The following is a 20,536-nucleotide window of genomic DNA, read 5'->3' on the forward strand; positions in this document are numbered from 1 at the left end:
GACGGCGAATGAACATGAACAAACTCCGCACATCCATCGCCGCCATGGTCCTGTCGCTGGCGGCGCTGCCGACAACGGCGGAAACGCTGACGGACGCACTCATCGACGCCTATCGCGACAGCGGGCTGATAGACCAGAACCGCGCCGTCCTGCGTGCCGCGGACGAGGATGTGGCCCAGGCCGTTGCGACCCTTCGGCCGGTCTTGAACTACGCCGCCGGAGTGAACTACGCCGATCCTTCGACCGGCAGTGACGTCAACGCAACGATCTCGCTGACAGCGGGAATGCTGCTCTACGATTTCGGTCGCTCGGAACTCGGGGTCGACGTGGCGAAGGAAACCGTACTCGCCACCCGCGCGGTTCTCGTCGATGTCGAAAACACGGTTCTGCTGAACACCGTCACCGCCTATCTTGCCGTGCGCCGGTCCGAGGCTTTCGTCGACCTGCGCCAGAACAACGTCCGCCTCCTGACCGAACAGCTTCGCGCAACCCGCGACCGCTTCGATGTGGGCGAGGTGACGCGCACCGACGTCTCGCTCGCCGAGGCTCGTCTTGCCGCGGCCCGGTCCGGTCTCGCGGCCGAGCAGGGCGGCCTCGCACAGGCGCGCGAGCAGTATCGCGCCGTCGTCGGCCAATATCCCGACAATCTTGCGCCTCCGCCCACGCCGCCCGCCATTCCGGCGAGCGAAGAGGCCGCGCGCGCGATCGCACGTCAGGAAAACCCTCAGGTCATCCAGGTCCGGCACCAGGTCAAGGCGGCGGATATCGCCGTCGAACGCGCCTCGCGCAACCGGCTTCCCAACATCGAGGTCTCGGGCCGGTTCGGGATCGACGACGAAGGTGACGACAGCACGTCCCTCGGGGTCGAGCTCTCGGGGCCGATATATCAGGGTGGCGCACTGTCGTCGCTGAAGCGCCAGTCGTTGGCGCGCCGCGACCAGGTGCGGGCGCAGCTCTACACCACCGGTCTTCTTGTCGACCAGCAGGTCGGCAACGCCTACGCCAACCTCGCCGTCGCCATTGCATCCATCGATGCCTCCGACCGCCAGGTGCGCGCCGCGCAGCTCGCCCTCGAAGGCGTGCGCGAAGAGCTTCAGCTTGGCGCGCGGACGACGCTCGAGGTCCTCGACCAGGAGCAGGAGGTGCTCGACGCCCTCACCAGCCGCGTCGCGGCCGAGGTCGACCGGTATCTCGCGATCTACCAGGTTCTCGACGCGATGGGACGGCTCACGGCCGAGCGGCTGGGCCTCAACGTCCCGATCTACGATCCGGCCGCCTACTATAACGCCGTCAAGGACGCGCCACTCCACATAAGCCCCCAGGGGCAGCGACTGGACCGGGTCCTGAGATCCATTGGTCGCAACTGAGTCAGGGCCCGCGGTGGTTGTCTGCCGCGGGGTCTGGCGTTAGGCTGAGCCTTCAAGAGGCAGCAGGAACGATCTCAATGTCTGGAAACGCGACGGATCCCAAGGTCGAAGACGTTCTGTCGTCCGTCAGGCGACTCGTCTCGGGCGAGCTTCCCCGCACGCCGCGCCCCGCGTTGCCCGAAGGGCCGGGGGCTCTTGTGCTGACGGCCGCGCAACGCATCGTGACCGCTCCCCGCGGCGCGACGTCGGCCACCGCGCGCAAATCGCTCGAAGAGCGGATTGCCGAGCTCGAGGCCGCCGTCAGCTTCCGCAACGACGAATTCGAGCCCGACGGGTCCGAGGATCAGTCGCAACACCGGCCCGACCGCATCGTCTACACCCGCCCGCCATCGGAAACCCCCGACACGTCCCGCCGCCGCAGTTCTTTGCGCCTCAGCCAGATCGCGCTGATCGAAACCGGACCGGCTGCGGACGACGAGGAGATCGGAACCGAAACCCCGGCCTTCCGGCGCAAGAGCGACACCAATGCGAACGATCAAGCTGCCGTCGATGACGAAGAGGCGCCGATGGCCGAGGACGTGCAGCCGGCCCCGCACACCGCCGAGGTGCGTCGCTTCACCGACCCCGACGACGTCGCCACGCGACTGGCCGCGCGCTGGTCCGGCGACCCGACGCGCGCTTCAGCCCCGGTGATGCCCACGACCCTGGCGCGCGACGGCGACGACTTCGACGACGCCCTGTCGCGCGCCGTGCGCGAGTCGGTCCGAAGCCTCGTCGCCGAGGACAGGCTGGTCGAAGCGCCTGAGACCACCGATGAGACCAGCGGCGTCCCGGTCGATATGTCGGCTGAAGATTTCGATGACGAACCCTCCGCATTCTCCCGGTTCTCTCGTGACGAGCGGGATGACAACGACGCCGACCGGATCGCCGACACGCAGGACGACGACCCGGAGATCGATGCGCTGATTGCCGAGGCCGAGGCTCCCGAGCCGTCGGTTATCTTCGTCCACAAGGATCAGGACGAGGAATCCGGTCGAGAGCCGGACGAACCCGTCGACGACGAATACGAAAGCCGCGCCGACGCGGCGGGGCCTGACGTCACGCGCGGCGAGGAAGTCCGGACCGCTCCACCCTTCGACGCCGCCATCGAACCGGCGCTCGCCGCCACGACAACGCGCGCCGCCGTTCCGGTCGAGGACGCTGTCGCTCCCGAAGACGGGGCCATCGAAACCGTCTCCCCGTCGCCGCTCGACGTCGCGGGTGCGGCCTTGGCGGTGCTGCCGAACGAGGACGCGATGCGGCTGATGGTCGGACGCCTGATCCGCGAAGAGCTTCAAGGCGAACTCGGGGAACGCATCACGCGCAACGTCCGAAAGCTCGTTCGGCGCGAAATCCTGCGCGCGCTGAACGCCCGAGACCTGACCTGAGACCTCAACGCCGTCTCATCCCGACGCACCTCGCGTCACCAGGCGAAACACATCGCGGCGGGAGCGCCGTGAGGGTCAGCCGACCTCGCAGTCCCTAGACATCCTCGATCCGGATCGCCACGGGGTCGGACGACAGCACTCCCGTCCCCGCCATTGCCGCAATCGCCAGGTCCAGCGCATCGCGCGACGCCTTGTGGGTGACGATAAGCACAGGTGCATCCTGCTCGTCGTGCCCGTACTGGCGCATCCTGTCGATCGAAATCCCTGCGTCACCGAGGACGGCCGCGATCTTGGCCAGCGCACCCGGTTTGTCGACCAGCTTCATGCGCAGGTACCAGGCCGCCGGAGGGGCGGAGACGCCCTTCGCGGCCGGGGCGAGTTTCGCCGCGGGAATGCCGAAGACCGGAAGCCGGACGCCCCTCGCCAGATCGCAGATATCCGACATCACGGCGCTGGCTGTGGGTCCTTCGCCCGCGCCCGCTCCGCGCAGGACGATCTTGCCGACGCTGTCGCCTTCGAGAACCACCATGTTCGTGGCCCCCGGCAACTGGCCGAGAGGCGAGGTATCCGGCACGAGGCACGGTGTCATCCGCGCGTCGATCCCGCGACCCGTCTTCTGCGCCACGCCCAGAAGCTTGACGCGATAGCCCATGTCGGCGGCCTGCTCGATGTCCTCGACGCTGATCCGCTCGATCCCCTCGATGGTCAGCGCCTCGAAGTCGATCTGCGTGCCGAAGGCGAGGGAGACGAGGATCGCAAGCTTGTGCCCCGCATCGATACCGCCCACGTCGAGCGTGGGATCGGCCTCCAGATAGCCCAGCTTCTCGCATTCCGCGAAGACGGTCTGGTAGTCGAGGCCAGCGTCCTGCATCCGCGTGAGGATGTAGTTGCAGGTGCCGTTCATCACGCCCATGACGCGCGTGATCTCGTTGCCGACCAGGCCCTCTGTCAGCGCCTTGATGACAGGGATGCCGCCCGCGACCGCCGCCTCGTAGCGGATCGTGACGCCCTTCGCCTCGGCCGCTGTCGCCAGCGACTGCCCATGCAGCGCCAGAAGAGCCTTGTTCGCGGTCACCACATCCTTGCCGGACGCGATGGCGGCCTCGATTGCCGACTTCGCCGGTCCCTCCGACCCGCCCATGAGCTCGACGAAGACATCGACGTCGTCGCGAACGGCAAGCGCCACGGGATCGTTCTCCCAGGCATAGGACGAGAGCCTCACGCCCCTGTCGCGCTGCGACCGCGCCGAGATGGCGGAAATGACGATCTCTCGACCCGTCCGCGCGGCCAGCAGGTCGGCATGTCTCTGAACGATGCGCACGACACCCACGCCGACCGTACCAAGACCGGCGATGCCGAGGCGAAGGGGCTGGGTCATGTGGCGCGCTCCGTGTGACTGGTTCCGCGCGTGTTAGCCGGTCGGCCCGTGCGGGGCAACGTCCGAGAGGATCATCCCGAAAGGCGCGCGCGCAGGGCCTCCATCGCAGCCTCGTCCTCCACTGGACGGCGCAGGACAGCCGCCCGCGTCCGCAAGGCCGCGGCCCGCGCCGACAGCGCCTGCGCCTCGGCATCTCCCGTGAACGCTGGACCGGCGGGGTCGAGGATCGGGTCGAGAGGCAGAAGTTGCGGCCAGGGCTGGTTCTGACGGGCGAGAGGCGCGCTACTGGTATCGGGCCAGGGGCCGCAGGAGCAGAGCGTCAGGAAGGCAAGAAGGACCGTGCGCGTCATGTCCCGGACATTACGGGCGGGCAGGGCGCTTGGCCAGTCCGCTGCCATGCACTTCCAGGGTCAAGCAGCGGAACTTTGCGTTTGAACTGAACAAGCGTTCAGATAGAACGGAGGAATGGCGCGCAAGGCTGGCTCTCACGCGGAAATCACGGGTCCCGCGATACGCGATGCGGCGCTGCGCCTCTTCGCGCGCTCGGGTTTCGCTGCCGTCTCGATGCGCGAAATCGCGGCCGAAGTCGGCGTCCGGGCCGGTGCGCTTTATCTCTACACGCCCGACAAGCAGTCGCTGCTGTTCGATCTGATGCACGATCACATGCAATCGCTGCTGGCTGCATGGCGCGAGGTGCGCGTGGACGGGGGCGCGCCGTTCGAGAGGCTCGAGACATTCGTCCGCTTCCACATCCGCTATCACTTCGACCGCAACGACCACGTCTTTCTCGCCTACATGGAATTCCGCAGCCTCACCGGAGACAACCACGGCGCCATCCGTGACCTGCGCCGCGCCTACGAGGCCGAACTCGAGACGATCCTCTCCGACGGACAGGCTTCGGGCGACTTCGATCTGCCGGACGTGCGCGTCACGGCGCTTGCCCTCATCGCCAAGCTGAACGGCGTGCTGACATGGTATCGGGACGGGGGACGGCTTGCGCGGGACGACATCGAAAGGGTCTACTGGACCATGACACAGCGGATGGTGACGGCGTGACGGCAGGTGAGCGCGATGGCGTCCTGATCTCGATTTCGGCCTCCCCGATGCGGCGCTGGCTGGGCGTGCTGTGTCTCGCGGCGCTGGGCGTGCTGATGTTCACGCTCGCCGTCGACGACCTCGGCGGCCTGTGGCGGCTTCTGTTCCTCGCCTTGGGGCTCGTCGCGGTCTGGTTTGCCGACGCCCTGAGGCGCGCGACGCAAGACAGCCTCGTCCTGACACGCGCGGGGCTTTCGACGTCCAGCGGGCGGATGCTGGCGCCGGTCGACGACATCTACCGCGTCGAAAGCGGCGTCCTTGCCTTCAAACCCTCGAACGGCTTCCTCGTGCGGCTGAAGACGCCTCAGCCCTGGGGCTGGGCGCCGGGCCTCTGGTGGGTCCGCGGCCGATCCCTCGGCATCGGCGGTGTCGTGGGCGGCGGACAGGCGCGGGCGATGGCCGAGCTTCTTTCGGCGCTGGTTGAAGGTGTTCTTCCAGAGCGTTGAATAGACGCTAGAACGCGCCGCGCTGGTGCGTCCCTACCTAGCTCGCCGCGCCGCTCAGCCCGTCGTCAAAGACGAGCTGCGGCGAGAAGCGGGGCCGTGCCAGCGCCACTTCGCGGAAGCGGTAGGCGGCAAGACCCACGGCGAACGCCGGCTGCCACTCCTGCTCGCTTTCCACGACGATCAACTGCTCGCCCACGGCCATTTCTGGCAGGCGCGTCTCGATCATGGTGAGGTCCGTATAGGCGGGAATGTCGGCGCCCTCGGACCAGACCAGCGCGACCTGCTCGATGCCGGTCACCGGATCGGTGATCTTGGTGACGACGGACACGCGGATCGCGTTCTGCCCCGCCGATCCGGCGAGGAAGTCGAACATCTCGTGCATCGCGGCGATGTAGTCGTCGTCGATGGGGTCGGTCTCGCGCGACAGCATGTCGGCGACTGTGTAGGTGGCTTTCTGGCTGACGTTCAACGTCTTGAAGGCGTCCCAGAAGACGAAGGTCGCGATGATCGCCCAGACCAGAAGCGGAAGGGCGAAGACGGCCTCGATGGACAGACTGCCGGTCTCGTCGTGGCGGAAGCGCCGGGGGAGGAAGCGTGCCATCAGTTCTGATCTCCGGTGTCGCTGCCCGACTGAGTGTAGCCGGGTCTCAGGAGCGAGCCCCCGCCCAGGTTCGCGGCCGCTTCGCCGACGTCGTCGCCGGCCGCATTGTGGTCGCCGGACTGTCCGGGATCGCAGCCTTCGCTGCCCGTTCCGATGCCCGAGTCGCAGCCTTGGCCATTGTTCGCCACAGGCGGGTTGAACGGGTCGGGTGCCAGCGAACGGTTGCCCGGCTCGTTGACGAAGGCCGATGTCGCGACGAGCGCATAGTTGCCCTCGGCGTCGACCCGCATTCCCACGCCGATGCCCGTCGAGGGGAACAGCGGCTGCGCAAGGGCGCAGACGCGCACCATCATCATGCTGTTCTGGTCGCCCACTTCGTAGGTCGTGCCGGTCAGCGGATTCTCGGTCGAAAAGCGGTCGACGCATTTCGCCGGACCGCGAACGGCAGCAGTGCTGCCGGGCTCGATCGGGATCGGCTGCATCTCGATCTGAAGCGCGTTCATGCAGTCGGGAATGATGCCGGCCTGATTGCAGATCCTGGCCTTCAGATGCTCGTAGCCTGGCACCTTGCCGTTGCCGAGCCGCACGTCGCGGACAGCAACGTCGACCGCGCGCTCGAGCATCACGTTGCGGACCATGTAGTAGCCGGATTCGAACCCGGTCAGGAACAGGAAGATGAAGGCGGGGAACAGGACGACGAACTCGACCGTCGCGCTACCGTCCTGCCTTTTCCTGAAATCTTTGAACCATTTACACATCACACACCACCACCGTTTTAAGTCACTGAGTCAGTCTGAGCTGAGAAATCTGCGCCGCGATCGCGCCGAACGCGTCGCTGATCTGCCTCCCGTTCACGTCGAAGAAATTGCCCGTCTTCGGCGAGACGCAGTCCCGCAGCAGGTTCGCAGCGTTGGTCGGCGCCTCGAAGGCGACCGTGAAGATCTCGATCTCCTCGTTCGCCGCGGCGGCCGAGCAGATCGACCGCACCCGCGTGTCGGCCGCGCCATAGCTGCCCACGTCGATGACGGCGTTCCAGTGGGCGTTGTACGCCGCGTTGTCGCCGGAATTCTGGAAGAACATCCGCGCCACGTCCCGTACGGCGTACTCCCGATACAGCTTGTGATAGTCCCACTGTTCGGCGTCCGCCGGAAGTGCAGACTCGGCAAGGAACTGGTCGTCGTTCGTGGTCCAGGTCGCGCGCGGGCGGTAGAACCGGGACGACGCCGGACCATTGGACCGCGCGACGAGGAAGCCGTCGGCCTTCGTGCCGTTCGCAAGCGTTTCCGAGTACCACACGGGCGAGGGGCCTGACTTGAATGGCTCGGCCAGGTCGAAATGCTCGGTGTTCTGGCCGTCCGTCATCAGGACGACGTACTTCCTCACGTCCTTGTCGTCGGCCGCCGACACGTCGTTCTCGTAGGCGACGGGGTGACCGCGCATCGTTTCGACAAGAAGGCCCGAGTCGACCATCGACGTGATGATCGGCTGGAAGGACGGATCCAGGACACCCACGCCCCAGTTCATGCCGTAGTCGATCGCGGTATAGCCGCCCGCCGACAGGCTATCGATGAAGTTGTGCAGTTGCGTCTCGTCGTTCTGGTAGAGGAACATCTTGGGACGGGCGTTCCCGCACCAGTAGGCGCTTTCGGCCGGCTTCGTGTTGCTGTTGCCGCCCGACTTGAAGACCGCCGTCGTGTCGACGTTTCCGACGGCCAGGCGGCGCGTCGCGAAGTCCGCGTCGCTGAACCTCGCACAGCGCGAGGTGGCGTCGTTCGTCTGGTAGGACGTCATCCCGAGGCCATAGGCCGGTGCCGTGGTGACGGTCACGTCATCGAACGCCAGCCGGGCCATCAGATCATCGTCCATGTAGACCTGCTGGTTGTAGGGCACGATCGAGATCGACACGCGGTCGGGGCCGCTGGCGGTCAGCACGGTCGTCACGAAGTCTTTCGCGGCGACCTTGAGGTTGTCCATCTTGCCGTTGTCGCCCATCGACCCGGACATATCGAGGACGAGAGCGATCTCGATCAGTTGCTGACCCTCGCGGGCCGTGCCCCTCGTGCGGCCCTCGAGGTGATCGATGCCCATCATGTTCATGAAGATCGTGTCGAGCCGGAAGTCGACGTTGGCCGAGACCGAGCGGCCTACGGCCACCGATCCGCCCGTCGGAAACTCGATCACGGGGGTCACATCGACCATGTCGGGATCGTAGCCGGCCTTGCTGACGTAGTCCTTCACCAGCGCCTCGATCTCGGCGTCCGTGGTGGCCGTCTGGCTGAGGCTCGACGCCGCGATGATCGCCGTGTCGATCGTGTTCTGGATCGACGCGCGCTCGGATTCGTAGCGCATGATGTCCACGGCCATGCCCGTGATGAACAGGATCAGGACGAAGAGGAAGATGCTGAAGATGGTAAGGGAACCGCTCTCGGAGTCGCGGTAAGCCTTAGCCTCGAGCCACGCGTCACGGACGACGCGATGCGAACCGTTTACTGTCGTCCTCATGGGACCTCACACTCATTACCCACGACATCCTGTCCGAACAACCGGACGTTTCGCACAGATATCGATAAAACTTTTCTAGACGAGAATTGTGGCGCAACTGTGGCAGCCATCCGGATTTAGCGAGCGTAAACAAAGGCATGGTGGGACCAATCCACGCCATATTGCAGGCTTTGGTGCCGACGCCGGGACAATCGCGTCGGTTGCGATCACTGAAACGGTGCTTCATGGTTTTTGTTAGGCAAACGGTAACCCCCGGCAATGCAATGATGCCGGCGCACCATCATCGGCCAGGGAGGTGAGCGATGGACGGATCGTCAGGACGCGAACCCGGTTTCCGCGACAGCGTCGATCTCATGTTCAATCGCGCGGCAGCGCTCATGGATCTGCCGCCGGGGCTCGAGGAAAAGATCAGGGTCTGCAACTCGACCTACGTCGTGCGCTTCGGCGTCAAGCTGCGCGGCCGCATCACCACCTTCACCGGTTACCGCTCTGTCCATTCCGAACATATGGAGCCCGTGAAGGGCGGCATCCGCTATGCCCTCAGCGTGAACCAGGACGAGGTCGAGGCGCTGGCGGCGCTGATGACCTACAAGTGCGCCCTGGTCGAGGCGCCGTTCGGCGGCTCGAAGGGCGGGCTCTGCATCGACCCCCGCGCCTGGGAAGAGGACGAGCTGGAACGTATCACGCGCCGCTTCGCCTACGAACTCGCCAAGCGCGACCTCATCAACCCTTCGCAGAACGTCCCGGCCCCCGACATGGGCACGGGCGAGCGCGAGATGGCCTGGATCGCCGACCAGTACCGCCGGATGAACACCACTGACATCAACGCCAACGCCTGCGTCACCGGCAAGCCGATCCACGCCGGCGGCATCCAGGGCCGGGTCGAGGCGACGGGGCGGGGCGTCCAGTACGCGCTCCAGGAATTCTTCCGCCACCCCGAAGACATGGCCGAGGCCGGTTTGACCGGCAGTCTCGACGGCAAGCGCGTCGTGGTGCAGGGCCTCGGCAACGTCGGTTATCACGCGGCCCTCTTCCTGTCGCAGGAAGACGGCGCGAAGATCGTCGGCGTCATCGAGCATGACGGCGCGGTGGTGCGCGAGGCCGGTCTCGACATCCCCTCGCTGCGCAGCTGGATCGTCAACCACGGTGGCGTGCGCGGCTATCCCGACGCCACCTTCGTCGAAAACGGGGCCTCGGTCCTCGAAAACGACTGCGACATCCTCATCCCCGCCGCAATGGAAGGGGTCATCAACCTGTCGAACGCCGAACGGATCCGCGCTCCCCTCATCATCGAGGCGGCAAACGGTCCCGTCACGGCGGGGGCCGACGACGTCCTGCGCAAGCGCGGGACGGTCATCATCCCCGACATGTACGCCAACGCGGGTGGCGTGACGGTGTCCTACTTCGAGTGGGTCAAGAACCTCAGCCACATCCGTTTCGGCCGTATGCAGAGGCGGCAGGAGGAATCCTGGCACAGGCTCATCGTCGACGAACTCGAGAGGCTCTCGGCCGACAAGGGCCTCGGCTGGACCCTGTCCCCCGGCTTCAAGGAACGCTATCTCAAGGGCGCGGGAGAACTCGAACTCGTGCGGTCCGGTCTCGATGACACCATGCGGGGCGCCTACCAGGCGATGCGGCAGGTCTGGCACGAGCGCGACGACGTAAGCGACCTGCGTACGGCCGCCTACCTCGTCTCCATCGCGCGCGTTGCCGCCAGCTACCGCGCCAAGGGGCTCTGAGCAGGCGCGCAACACGCGAAAAGCGCTTAATCTGCTGTAAAAATCTGGTTAATGGCCGCTCCTCCACCGCGCCCCGACCGGATTTCGGACACAATCCAGATCTAAGCATGTCTCTGGGATGAAAAAGGGATCTTGCGATCCCGGGAGACTGCCAATGCGCGCGATCGCTCCACTGGGACGTCGGCTTCGATACCTCCTTCTTAAGGAAACGGGCGCAGTCACGGTCGAAGGGGTCCTCTGGGTCCCGATCTACGGCGTCTTCTTCGCGCTCCTCGTCGACGTCTCTCTGATGTTCAACGGACAAAGCCAGGCACGCCGGATCATCCAGGACGTGAACCGCCTCGCCTCGACCGGATACCTGGGCGACATGGATGAGCCGGCGCTGATCGAACAGGCCGCCGAGGATCGCGCGACCGCCAGCCTCAGCCATCTCAGCAGCGCAGCCGAGGTCGAGACGACCATCGTCGACAATGTCGTCAGCATCGTCGCCACGATCCCGGGCTCCGACCTTCAGGCCACGGGCATCCTGTCCATCTTCTCGGACATCCAGATCGTCGTGTCCGCGTCTCACCTGGTGGAGAGTTGACATGTCCCAGATCTTGAGCGCGCTCCGCCGTTTCCGCCGCGAAGACGGGACAATCTCCGTCGAAGCGGTCCTGTGGATCCCCTTTTTCGTGTTCTGCCTGACGCTGATCGCCGACGGCGCCCTCATCTTCTACGGCCAGGCGCGTGCGCTCCAGGTCACCGAGGACGCGAACCGCTCCTTCGCCATCGGCGAGGTGACGCGCGAAGAGGCAGAGGCGCAGATCGTGTCGCGGCTTTCCACGATCAGCCCGAATGCCAGCGCTCACATCAATACCGAAGACGGACTCATCACGACGGTCGTCACCTTGCCGACGTCCGATCTCGATGCGGTGGGCTTCGTCACCTCGCTTGCGTCGATAAACATGCAGGTGGTCTCCCAAATGGTTCAGGAGTTCTAGAAATGTCAAAGTTGCGGATACCGACCCCTGTCGCGGACGAGGATGGCGCGATGTCGGTCATAAACCTGTTCTTCATCCTGGCCGTGGGAATGCTTTCGGGCGTCGCCATCGACGTGTCGAACCTCATGTCGGCGCGCACCCAGCTTCAGACCGCCGCCGACGCCGCAGCGCACGCCGCGCTCGTCGAACGGGAAATGCACGACATGGAGACATCGCGCGCGACCGCGATGCAGATCCTGCAGGCCAACATGCCGGCCTCGGTCTATGGCGAGGTCCTCGACGAAGAGGCGATCCAGTTCGGCGAGTACGACCGCGCCACCAAGATCTTCACCGTTGATGAAGACAGCCGCGACGCCGTGATGGTCGAGACGAGACGCCTGTCGAGCAACGGCAACCCCGTCGGCACATTTCTTCTCCACCTCGTCGGCCTCAACCAATGGGATGTGAAGCGTCAGAGCGTGTTCGAGACCTTCTACCCGACCTGTCTAGTGGAGGGCTTCGTCGCCCAGGGGGTTGTCGACATCCAGTCGAACAACTCTTACTACAACGGATTCTGCATCCACTCGAACAGCCACGTCGAGATCAACCAGAACAACTTTTTCGAGGCCGGGACCGTCGTGTCGATGCCCGACACGGACGACCTCGTCGTGCCGAATGACGGCCTGAGCGAGGAAAAGAACGAGGGTCTCGAAAAAGCGCTGCGCGAGGGCCGCTGGTTCATCAAGATCCTGGACCGTCTCAACAGGGTACGCCTAGGCGTGCAGATCAAGGACAGCGACTACGCCCAGACGTACATCAGCTCCTACACGCCGCTGACCCTGACAGCTACGACGGTCAATCCCAGCGATTTCACCAGCGGGCGCATCCACAAGTCGTCCTGCACGAACAGGCTGACGTTCAACCCGGGTGTCTACAAGAACATCGTCGTGATCGCAGATTGCGACATGGTCTTCAAGAACGGGGCCGAGTTCCAGGACGCCGTCATCATCACGAAGAGCACCGCGGCAAAGGCCATGAGCGCGCCGAACAACCTGGTCCTCGGGGCGAAGGACAACTGTGCCGAAGGCGGTGGCGCGATCCTCGTGTCCTATGGCGGTGTCGAAGTCGCATCATCGCTTGAGATGCACGGCAGCCAGATCATCGCCGCAGGCAACGTCGAGTTCCAAGCGAACGCTGACGGCATCCGAGGCGCATCCATCGTGGCGGGCGGCCGCATCGACGGCACGTCGAACATGAACTTCGCCTTCTGCGGCAGCGGCATGTCGCACATCTTCAAGGCGAAGTACATGCGCCTCGCCGGCTGACGGACACTCCAGGATTGCGCAAAGGCCGGTCCGCAGGGTCCGGCCTTTTCGTTTCGCGCAAGCGATGCGTCATCCCACGTCGCAAACGGACATTGCGCGCCACCGCGCCGTTTGGTTCTCTGCTCACATGAGATACAGCGGCGCCAGGGTGATCCTCGAGGGCCTGCGCGGGCAGCGCGGCTGGCGACCCGCCTGGCGCGAGCCCGCGCCCAAATCCGACTACGACATCGTCATCATCGGCGGCGGAGGCCACGGCCTTTCGACCGCCTACTACCTCGCCCGGGAACATGGCGCGAAAAGCGTCGCGGTGCTCGAAAGGGGCTGGCTCGGCAGCGGCAACATCGGCCGCAACACCACAATCGTGCGTGCCAACTACTACCTGCCCGGCAACTCGGAATTCTATAGCCATTCCCTGAAGATGTGGGAGGGGCTGGAGCGCGAGCTGAACTACAACGTCATGCATTCGCAGCGCGGCCTCATCAACCTGTTCCACTCCGACGGCCAGCGCGACGCCTTCGCGCGCCGCGGGAACGCGATGGCGAACCAGGGCGACGACGCGATCCTCCTCGACCGCGACGGTGTGCGGAAACACCTGCCCTACCTCGACTTCGACAACCCGCGCTTTCCCGTCTACGGCGGACTTCTGCACCCGCGCGGCGGCACCGCCCGCCATGACGCCGTCGCCTGGGGTTATGCCCGCGCCGCCGACCGCCGCGGCGTCGACCTGATCCAGAACTGCGAGGTCACCGGCATCGACGTCCAGAACGGGCGCGTGACCGGGTTGCAGACAACGCGCGGCTCGATCCGCGCGAAAAAGGTCGGCATCGTCGTCGCGGGGCGCTCGTCCCAGGTGGCTGCGATGGCGGGCCTCCGGCTGCCGATCGAAAGCCACGTCCTCCAGGCCTTCGTGACCGAGGGGCTGAAGCCCGTCATCAACCACGTCGTCAGCTTCGGCATGGGCCACTTCTACATCAGCCAGTCGGACAAGGGCGGACTCGTCTTCGGCGGCGACATCGACTTCTACCCGTCCTATGCGCAGCGCGGAAACCTTCCCATGGCCGAGCATGTGATGGAGGCGGCGATGACCCTGATGCCCGTCATCGGCCAGGCCCGCGTCCTGCGGTCGTGGGGCGGCATCATGGACATGACGCCCGACGGCTCGCCCATCATCGACAAGACCGGGATCGACGGTCTCTACATCGACTGCGGCTGGAACTACGGAGGGTTCAAGGCCGTCCCCGCCTCGGGCTTCGCCTTCGCCCACCTGATCGCGCAGGACCGTCCGCACCGCATCGCCGAACGCTTCCGCCTCGACCGCTTCACGACCGGCCGGGGCCTGATGGACGAGGAGGGCACCGGTGCGCAGCACAACCTGCACTGAGGCCGCGACGCCATGCGCCTGACCTGCCCTCACTGCGGCGAAAGAGACCTGCGCGAGTTCGCCGCGCGCGGAAGCGCCGTTGTCCTTTCGCGACCTTCCGCAGGGGCATCTGCCGAGGAATGGGCGGATTACCTGCACATCCGCGACAATCCGGCCGGTGAGGCGCGCGACCTCTTCTACCATACCCCCTGCGGCCTCTGGATCGAGGTCACGCGCAGCACGATCACCCATGCCGTCATCGCCGCGCGCCCGGTCCGGGAGGCGAAACCATGAGGTTGGAGGGCAGGGGGCAGATCGACCGGGACCACCCGGTGCGCTTCACCTTCGACGGCCGCGTGATCGACGCCTTCCGCGGTGATACCGTCGCCTCCGCCCTCATGGCGAACGACATCCGCGTCGTCGGTCGATCCTTCAAGTACCACCGCCCGCGCGGCCTCTACTCCGCCGGGTCGGACGAGCCGAACGCGCTGGTCACGACGGGCCGGGGCAGGGACGCCCTTCCGAACGTCCGCGCGACGATGCAGGAGGTCTGGGAGGGTCTCGACGTCACCAGCCAAAACCGCTGGCCGTCGCTCACCCGGGACGTGGGCGCAATCAACGACCTCTTCTCGCCCTTCCTCGCGGCGGGCTTCTATTACAAGACCTTTATGTGGCCCCGCGCCTTCTGGGAACGGGTCTACGAGCCCCTGATCCGCCGCGCGGCCGGCCTGGGGCGCCTCTCGGGCGAGGCCGCCCGCGACGCCTCCGAGAAGGCCTTCGCCCATTGCGACGTCCTCGTGATCGGGTCGGGACCGGCAGGTCTGATGGCCGCGCTGACCGCGGCGCGCGCCGGGGCGGACGTGATCCTCGCCGAAGAAGACAGCCACATGGGTGGGCGCCTCTTGTCCGAGACCGACACCATCGGCGGACTGAGCGGCCCACAATGGGTGGGTTCGGTCCTGAACGAACTCACAGCACTGCCGAACGTCCGCGTGATGGAGCGGACGACCGTCACCGGCGCCTACGACCAGGGCACCTACGGCGCGCTCGAGCGCGTGTCGCTTCACCGTCCGCCGGGCCGCGCGCCCCGCGAGTGCTTCTGGCGGATCGCCGCGACGCGCACCATCCTTGCGGCTGGCGCGCTGGAACGCGGGGTCGCCTTCCCCGGCAACGACCGGCCGGGCGTGATGCTGGCGTCAGCGCTGCGGACCTACGTCAACCGCTGGGGCGTGGCCCCGGGTCAAAGCGCCGTGGTCTGGGGCAACACCGACACCGCGCACCGCACGGCCCGCGACCTGGCGTCCGCGGGCATACACGTCGCCGCGGTGATCGACGCCCGCGCCGACGCGACCACGACGGGCGACTGGCCCTTCTATCCGGGCGGCGAGGTCCTGAGCACGCAGGGCCGCCTCGGCCTCAAGGGCCTCCAGGTGCGCCACGGCCGCCGCGAATTCACCGTCTGGACCGACTGCCTGGCCGTGTCGGGCGGCTGGAACCCCTCGGTTCATCTTGCCTCCCACATCGGGTCACGTCCCGTCTGGCGCGACGACATCCAAGCCTTCGTCGCTGGTCCCGAGCCTGTCCCCGGCATGGACGTCGCCGGGGCAGCGAACGGCATCTTCGACACCGCCGGATGTCTTGCGGACGGCCTGCGCGCCGGGAACGTCGCCGTGCAGGCCATTGGACTTGAAACACATTCCCCTGACCTGCCGGACGCCGAGGCGACGCCCTACGCGATCACGCCGCTGTGGGAGGTCGAGGGCAAGGGCCGCGCCTGGCTCGACCTCCAGAACGACGTCACGACCAAGGACGTCCGTCTTGCGGCGCAGGAGAACTTCCGTTCGCCCGAACATATGAAGCGCTACACGACGCAGGGCATGTCCCCCGACCAGGGCAAGGGCTCGAACGTCACCGCGCTGGCCGTCCTCGCCGCCGCGACCGGCGCTACCGTCGCCGCGACCGGCACGACGACGTACCGCCCACCCTTCGTCCCCGTGACGATCTCGGCCATGGGGGCAGGGGCCAAGGGCAAGGGCTTCGCGCCCGAACGCTTCACGCCGGCCCATGCCGCCGCCGTCGAACTGGGCGCGCCGATGATCGAGGCGGGGCTCTGGTACCGCCCGTCGTTCTTTCCCTTGTCCGGGGAACGGGTCTGGCGCGAAAGCTGCGACCGCGAGGTGCGCATGGTCCGCGAAAGCGTCGGCGTCACCGAGGTCTCGACCCTCGGCAAGATCGAGGTCATGGGCCCCGACGCGGGCACCTTCCTCGACGTCGTCTACACCAACACGATGTCCTCCCTCGCCGTGGGAAAGGTCCGCTATGGGCTGATGCTGCGCGAGGACGGACACGTCATGGATGACGGCACCGTCGCGCGGCTGTCCGAGGATCGTTTCGTCCTCACGACCACCACGGCGGCCGCAGCCGAAGTGATGCGTCACCTGGACTTCGTCGCACAGGGTCTTCGGCCCGGCCTGAACCTCCGCACCGTCTCGGTCACCGAGCAATGGGCGCAGTTCGCCGTCGCAGGCCCGCGAAGCGAGGCTCTGGTGCGGTCGATCCTCGACGACCCCGCCGCAGGCGTTCTGCCGTTCATGGGGTGCACCGAAGCCTCGATCTCCGGTACGGGGGTTAGGGTGTTCCGCATCTCCTTCTCGGGCGAGAAGGGATATGAGATCGCCATACCCTCCGACCGGGGCGAGGCGCTGTGGCGCCTCCTCCTCGCCCATGCCCGGATGCTGGGCGGCGGCCCCTACGGCCTCGAAGCGCTAAACGTCCTTCGGATCGAGAAGGGCTTTCTGACCCACGCCGAGATGAACGGCCGCTCCACTGCCTTCGACCTCGGATTGCAGGGAATGATGTCGGCGAAGAAGGACTTCATCGGCAAGGCGCTCGCCGCCCGTCCCGGCCTTCTGGGCGAGACGCGCGAGCAACTCGTGGGCCTGCGCCCGGTCGGTGCCGCGCGAATGCTGACGGCGGGCGCATACCTTTTCGGCGAGGGTGCTGCTGCCACGCGCGAGGCGCAGCAGGGCTTTACCACGTCGGTCGCGTGGTCGCCCACGCTCGACACCTTCTTAGGGCTCGCCTTCCTCGTGAACGGCCGCGCGCGCCACGGCGAACGCCTGCGGATGGTCGACCACATGCGAAACGTGGAAGCCCTTGTCGAAGTCGGGCCTCCCTGCGCCTTCGACCCTGACGGAGGGCGGATGCGTGGCTGAGTTGATCGCACGGACCCCGGCTCATGCCGACCTGCCGCAACCTGTCGAGATCGGCCGCACCCGGATCGCAGAGGTGGTTCTCGGCCCGGTGACGTGGATTGCACCCTTCGACGGCCAGGAAAAGGCGGTGACGGCCGCGCTCAGGGCCGCCGCAGGGGTCGCCTTTCCGAAGCCCGGACAGGTCACGCGGAAGGGCAGCGTCCGCGCCCTCTCCGTCGGTCCGGGACAGGCGTTGCTGATCGGGGCGACCGTGACGCCCGATGGCGCGGCAACGACCGACCAGTCGGCGGCTTGGTGCGCGCTCTCGCTGTCGGGCGAGGATGCGTGCGCCGTCCTCGCCCGCCTGACGCCGCTCGACCTGCGACCCTCGGCCTTCGCCCTCCACCGGACTGCGCGCACGATGGTCGGTCACATGACCGCCAGCCTGACGCGGACAAGCGAAAACACATACGAGATCATCGTGTTCCGCTCGATGGCTCACACACTTGTCCACGACCTCACGCGCGCCATGCGCCATGTCGCGGTGCGCGCCGCTCTCTAGGTTCCGGCCAGCGCAGCCTCTCGGCGGGCCTGGCTTTCTTCCGGCCAGACTTCGGACCGACGGTAGAACCTGTCGAACGATTGAACGCCCTCCGGCAGCACGACCCAGGGAAGCTTAGAGCAGGTGTAGATGTGGACATCCGGAGGGAACGCGGAGCTCTCGTCCATCGTCCCGACTCTCACGAAAAGGAACCGAGGGCCGAACCCGGAGTAGACGCTCCACACCGCCACGTGACACGTCTTGCAGCGCGTGATGATCTGACCGTTTCCGCTGTCGGAGGGCGTCAGGGTGTCTTGGGGCACGCCCGCCAGCACCTCGACCCGCTTCCGCTCGATCAGCGCGTTCAGGACGAAGGCCGATCCCGTCTCGCGCTGGCACGAGGTGCAGTGACAGCAGTGCGTATAGAGCGGGCGGTCCGTAAGGGCGAAGCGGACTTCGCCGCAAGTGCAGCGTCCTGTGGCAGCATGTGTCATGGGCGGCTCCTTTTCCACAGCCTGACATGCGCCCCGCCGCCTGTCGCCACGAAAGGGCGTCGCCGGGGCCGCTGGACTTGCACCGGGCGTGGGCCGATAGTCGGTCCATGAGCCTGCCCCCCGGATTCCTCGACGAGCTGAAGACGCGCGCCTCGCTGACGCAGGTGGTGGGCCGCAAGGTGTCCTGGGACCAGCGGAAATCGAACCAGGGCAAGGGCGACATGTGGGCGCCGTGCCCCTTCCACCAGGAAAAATCCGCCAGCTTCCACGTCGACGATCGCAAGGGCTATTACTTTTGCTTCGGCTGTCATGCGAAGGGCGACATAGTCAGCTTCGTGCAGGAGACCGAGAACGTATCCTTCATCGAGGCGGTCGAGATCCTCGCCCGCGAGGCCGGGATGCCGATGCCCGCCCGCGATCCGAAGGCGCAGGAAAAGGCCGACCGGCGCACACAGCTGATCGAGGTGATGGAGCAGGCGGTGCAGTTCTACCGCCTCCAGCTTCGCACCGGTGCTGCGTCCGCGGCGCGCGACTACCTCGGCGGGCGCGGGCTGTCCGACGACACCCAGACCCGTTGGGAGATCGGCTTCGCCCCCGCCGGCTGGCACGCCCTTTGGCAGCATCTGCGCGGCAAGGGCGTGGCCGAGGACCTGATCCTGTCCGCCGGGCTGGCCAAGACCTCGCAGCAGGGCAAGGAACCCTACGACGTCTTCCGCAACCGGATCATCTTCCCGATCCGCGACGCCCGCGGCCGCGCCATCGCTTTCGGCGGCCGGGCAATGGATTCCGCGGAAAGTGCCAAGTACCTGAACTCGCCCGAAACCGAGCTTTTCGACAAGGGCCGGAGCCTCTACAACCACGGCCCCGCGCGCGAGGCCTGCGGCAAGGGGAAACCCCTGATCGTCGCCGAAGGCTACATGGACGTCATCGCCCTCTCCGAGGCCGGATTCACCGCGACCGTGGCCCCCTTGGGCACCGCAGTGACGGAAGACCAGCTTCAGCTTCTCTGGCGCATGAGCGACGAGCCGATCGTGGCGCTCGACGGCGACGCGGCCGGCCTCCGCGCGGCCATGCGCGTGATGGACCTGGCCCTGCCGCTTCTCGAGGCCGGCAAGTCACTCCGCTTCTGCCTGATGCCCGAAGGCATGGACCCCGACGACCTGATCCGCGGCCAGGGACCTGCGGCCATGCAGCGGCTGGTCGACGCGTCGGTGCCGCTGGTCCAGCTTCTCTGGCGGCGCGAGACCGAAGGAAAGTCCTTCGACAGCCCCGAGCGCAAGGCGGCGCTGGACCGGACCCTGCGCGAAGCGATTCGCAAGGTGCGCGATCCCTCGCTGCGCCGACACTACGGCGACGAGGTGAATCGCCTGCGCCGCGCGCTATTCGACCCCCGTCCCGAATCGGGACGGCCGTTCAAGCCACGCGGTCCGCGCGGGATGCGCTTCGCCCCGCCCGCGACGCCGACCGTCGAGACCAAGGCGAGCGCTCTCGCCGCAGCCGGCGCGCCCTTCGAGGAGACGCTGCGCGAAGCAGTGATCCTCGCCACGCTCGTCATGCATCCCGAGCTTGTCCACGACTTCCTCGCCGACCTCGAACGGCTCGACACCTCGACCCCCGAACACGAGGCCGTGCGCCGCGCCCTGATCCAGTGCAACGGCGGCGGGCGCGAGGAAATACAGACAGTTTGCGGCGCAATTGCCCTTGAAAAGCTGTTCCATCCGCGCCATGTCCGCATCTCTCCTGCCTTGCAGCCCGGCATGGACGCCGAGACGGCGCGCCTGTCCGTGGCCGAGGAACTGGCGAAGCTGGCCGCCCGCCGCGGCGCCCGGCGCGAGATCGAGGACGCGGTGCGCGACATCGACGGTCTCGTCGACGAAGGCCTGACATGGCGGCTGGGGCAGGCGGCGGAAGCCAGGAACCGGACCGACAAGGGTGGGCACGAGGACCGGGCCGAATACGACCTCGGCCCGAACGGAGCGCGGCTCCGTCGCGACGAGAAACAGACTTTCGAGGCGCTCATCGGGCGAATCGACTATTCGAAAGGCCGGGGCAGGCCGTAGCTCTGCGGGATCACCCGCAAAAGAAGCGCACGACCTCGGGTTGCG

General features: G+C 66.5%; 19 protein-coding genes. 13 read left to right on the forward strand and 6 right to left on the reverse strand.

The features are described 5' to 3' along the window. Window positions 1-14: 14 nt before the first annotated feature. Both EF888_RS06245 and EF888_RS22170 read left to right on the forward strand, forming a co-directional pair. Window positions 15-1,367, forward strand: a complete 1,353-nt coding sequence (locus EF888_RS06245) for a TolC family outer membrane protein (protein WP_109761139.1) — start codon at window positions 15-17, stop codon at window positions 1,365-1,367. Between the two features lie 77 nt (window positions 1,368-1,444). Further along, window positions 1,445-2,794, forward strand: a complete 1,350-nt coding sequence (locus tag EF888_RS22170) for a hypothetical protein (protein WP_241239820.1) — start codon at window positions 1,445-1,447, stop codon at window positions 2,792-2,794. Window positions 2,795-2,888: 94 nt separating this feature from the next. Here the strand turns inward: EF888_RS22170 and EF888_RS06255 are convergent, their stop codons facing one another. Both EF888_RS06255 and EF888_RS06260 read right to left on the reverse strand, forming a co-directional pair. Continuing rightward, window positions 2,889-4,172, reverse strand: a complete 1,284-nt coding sequence (locus tag EF888_RS06255; RefSeq protein ID WP_109761073.1) for a homoserine dehydrogenase — start codon at window positions 4,170-4,172, stop codon at window positions 2,889-2,891. Window positions 4,173-4,243: 71 nt separating this feature from the next. Continuing rightward, window positions 4,244-4,522 (reverse strand): hypothetical protein, encoded by a 279-nt coding sequence (locus EF888_RS06260; protein WP_109761072.1) that lies wholly within the window; start codon window positions 4,520-4,522, stop codon window positions 4,244-4,246. A gap of 115 nt (window positions 4,523-4,637) precedes the next feature. Between EF888_RS06260 and EF888_RS06265 the strand changes: the two genes are divergently transcribed. Together EF888_RS06265 and EF888_RS06270 are read left to right on the forward strand one after the other, a co-directional pair. Continuing rightward, on the forward strand, window positions 4,638-5,228 hold the full coding sequence (locus tag EF888_RS06265; RefSeq protein WP_109761071.1) for a TetR/AcrR family transcriptional regulator: 591 nt from the start codon (window positions 4,638-4,640) through the stop codon (window positions 5,226-5,228). After that, window positions 5,225-5,713 (forward strand): hypothetical protein, encoded by a 489-nt coding sequence (locus EF888_RS06270; RefSeq protein WP_109761070.1) that lies wholly within the window; start codon window positions 5,225-5,227, stop codon window positions 5,711-5,713. Before EF888_RS06265 ends, EF888_RS06270 begins: the two co-directional genes overlap by 4 nt. A 37-nt stretch (window positions 5,714-5,750) precedes the next feature. Here the strand turns inward: EF888_RS06270 and EF888_RS06275 are convergent, their stop codons facing one another. From EF888_RS06275 to EF888_RS06285, 3 genes are read right to left on the reverse strand one after another with little or no spacing between them, the layout of a single operon-like run. Continuing rightward, window positions 5,751-6,314, reverse strand: a complete 564-nt coding sequence (locus EF888_RS06275) for a TadE/TadG family type IV pilus assembly protein (protein ID WP_109761069.1) — start codon at window positions 6,312-6,314, stop codon at window positions 5,751-5,753. Further along, on the reverse strand, window positions 6,314-7,072 hold the full coding sequence (locus tag EF888_RS06280; protein ID WP_109761068.1) for a TadE/TadG family type IV pilus assembly protein: 759 nt from the start codon (window positions 7,070-7,072) through the stop codon (window positions 6,314-6,316). The genes EF888_RS06275 and EF888_RS06280 overlap by 1 nt, the downstream gene beginning before the upstream one ends. Window positions 7,073-7,094: 22 nt before the next feature. Beyond that, the gene (locus tag EF888_RS06285) at window positions 7,095-8,816 is read right to left on the reverse strand and encodes a TadE/TadG family type IV pilus assembly protein (protein ID WP_109761067.1); all 1,722 of its coding nucleotides are present in this window, start codon (window positions 8,814-8,816) and stop codon (window positions 7,095-7,097) included. Between the two features lie 302 nt (window positions 8,817-9,118). On the opposite strand from EF888_RS06285, the gene EF888_RS06290 reads away from it, so the two are divergent. The 8 genes from EF888_RS06290 to EF888_RS06325 all read left to right on the forward strand — a co-directional run bounded on the left by EF888_RS06290 (window position 9,119) and on the right by EF888_RS06325 (window position 17,958). Beyond that, window positions 9,119-10,555: a Glu/Leu/Phe/Val family dehydrogenase gene (locus EF888_RS06290; protein ID WP_109761066.1), complete on the forward strand. Its 1,437-nt coding sequence runs from the start codon at window positions 9,119-9,121 to the stop codon at window positions 10,553-10,555. Window positions 10,556-10,709: 154 nt separating this feature from the next. Beyond that, a complete protein-coding gene (locus tag EF888_RS06295; RefSeq protein WP_126918519.1) occupies window positions 10,710-11,141 on the forward strand; it encodes a hypothetical protein in 432 nt (143 codons plus the stop codon). A gap of 1 nt (window position 11,142) precedes the next feature. Continuing rightward, complete coding sequence (locus EF888_RS06300; protein ID WP_164721596.1) at window positions 11,143-11,538, forward strand: TadE/TadG family type IV pilus assembly protein; 396 nt, start codon at window positions 11,143-11,145, stop codon at window positions 11,536-11,538. A gap of 2 nt (window positions 11,539-11,540) precedes the next feature. Next, window positions 11,541-12,842 (forward strand): Tad domain-containing protein, encoded by a 1,302-nt coding sequence (locus EF888_RS06305; RefSeq protein ID WP_126918520.1) that lies wholly within the window; start codon window positions 11,541-11,543, stop codon window positions 12,840-12,842. Between the two features lie 127 nt (window positions 12,843-12,969). Further along, the gene (locus EF888_RS06310) at window positions 12,970-14,223 is read left to right on the forward strand and encodes a sarcosine oxidase subunit beta family protein (protein ID WP_109760322.1); all 1,254 of its coding nucleotides are present in this window, start codon (window positions 12,970-12,972) and stop codon (window positions 14,221-14,223) included. Window positions 14,224-14,235: 12 nt separating this feature from the next. After that, window positions 14,236-14,496: a sarcosine oxidase subunit delta gene (locus tag EF888_RS06315; RefSeq protein WP_109760301.1), complete on the forward strand. Its 261-nt coding sequence runs from the start codon at window positions 14,236-14,238 to the stop codon at window positions 14,494-14,496. Beyond that, window positions 14,493-17,417 (forward strand): sarcosine oxidase subunit alpha family protein, encoded by a 2,925-nt coding sequence (locus tag EF888_RS06320; RefSeq protein ID WP_109760300.1) that lies wholly within the window; start codon window positions 14,493-14,495, stop codon window positions 17,415-17,417. The genes EF888_RS06315 and EF888_RS06320 overlap by 4 nt, the downstream gene beginning before the upstream one ends. Beyond that, on the forward strand, window positions 17,410-17,958 hold the full coding sequence (locus tag EF888_RS06325; RefSeq protein WP_241239821.1) for a sarcosine oxidase subunit gamma: 549 nt from the start codon (window positions 17,410-17,412) through the stop codon (window positions 17,956-17,958). Before EF888_RS06320 ends, EF888_RS06325 begins: the two co-directional genes overlap by 8 nt. On the opposite strand, the gene EF888_RS06330 is transcribed toward EF888_RS06325, so the two are convergent. Next, window positions 17,955-18,431: a GFA family protein gene (locus EF888_RS06330; protein ID WP_109760299.1), complete on the reverse strand. Its 477-nt coding sequence runs from the start codon at window positions 18,429-18,431 to the stop codon at window positions 17,955-17,957. The genes EF888_RS06325 and EF888_RS06330 overlap by 4 nt on opposite strands. A gap of 107 nt (window positions 18,432-18,538) precedes the next feature. Between EF888_RS06330 and dnaG the strand changes: the two genes are divergently transcribed. After that, window positions 18,539-20,491, forward strand: a complete 1,953-nt coding sequence (dnaG, locus tag EF888_RS06335; protein WP_109760298.1) for a DNA primase — start codon at window positions 18,539-18,541, stop codon at window positions 20,489-20,491. Window positions 20,492-20,536: the final 45 nt, after the last annotated feature.

This window comes from Silicimonas algicola (genome assembly GCF_003970735.1).
GTDB lineage: Bacteria > Pseudomonadota > Alphaproteobacteria > Rhodobacterales > Rhodobacteraceae > Silicimonas > Silicimonas algicola.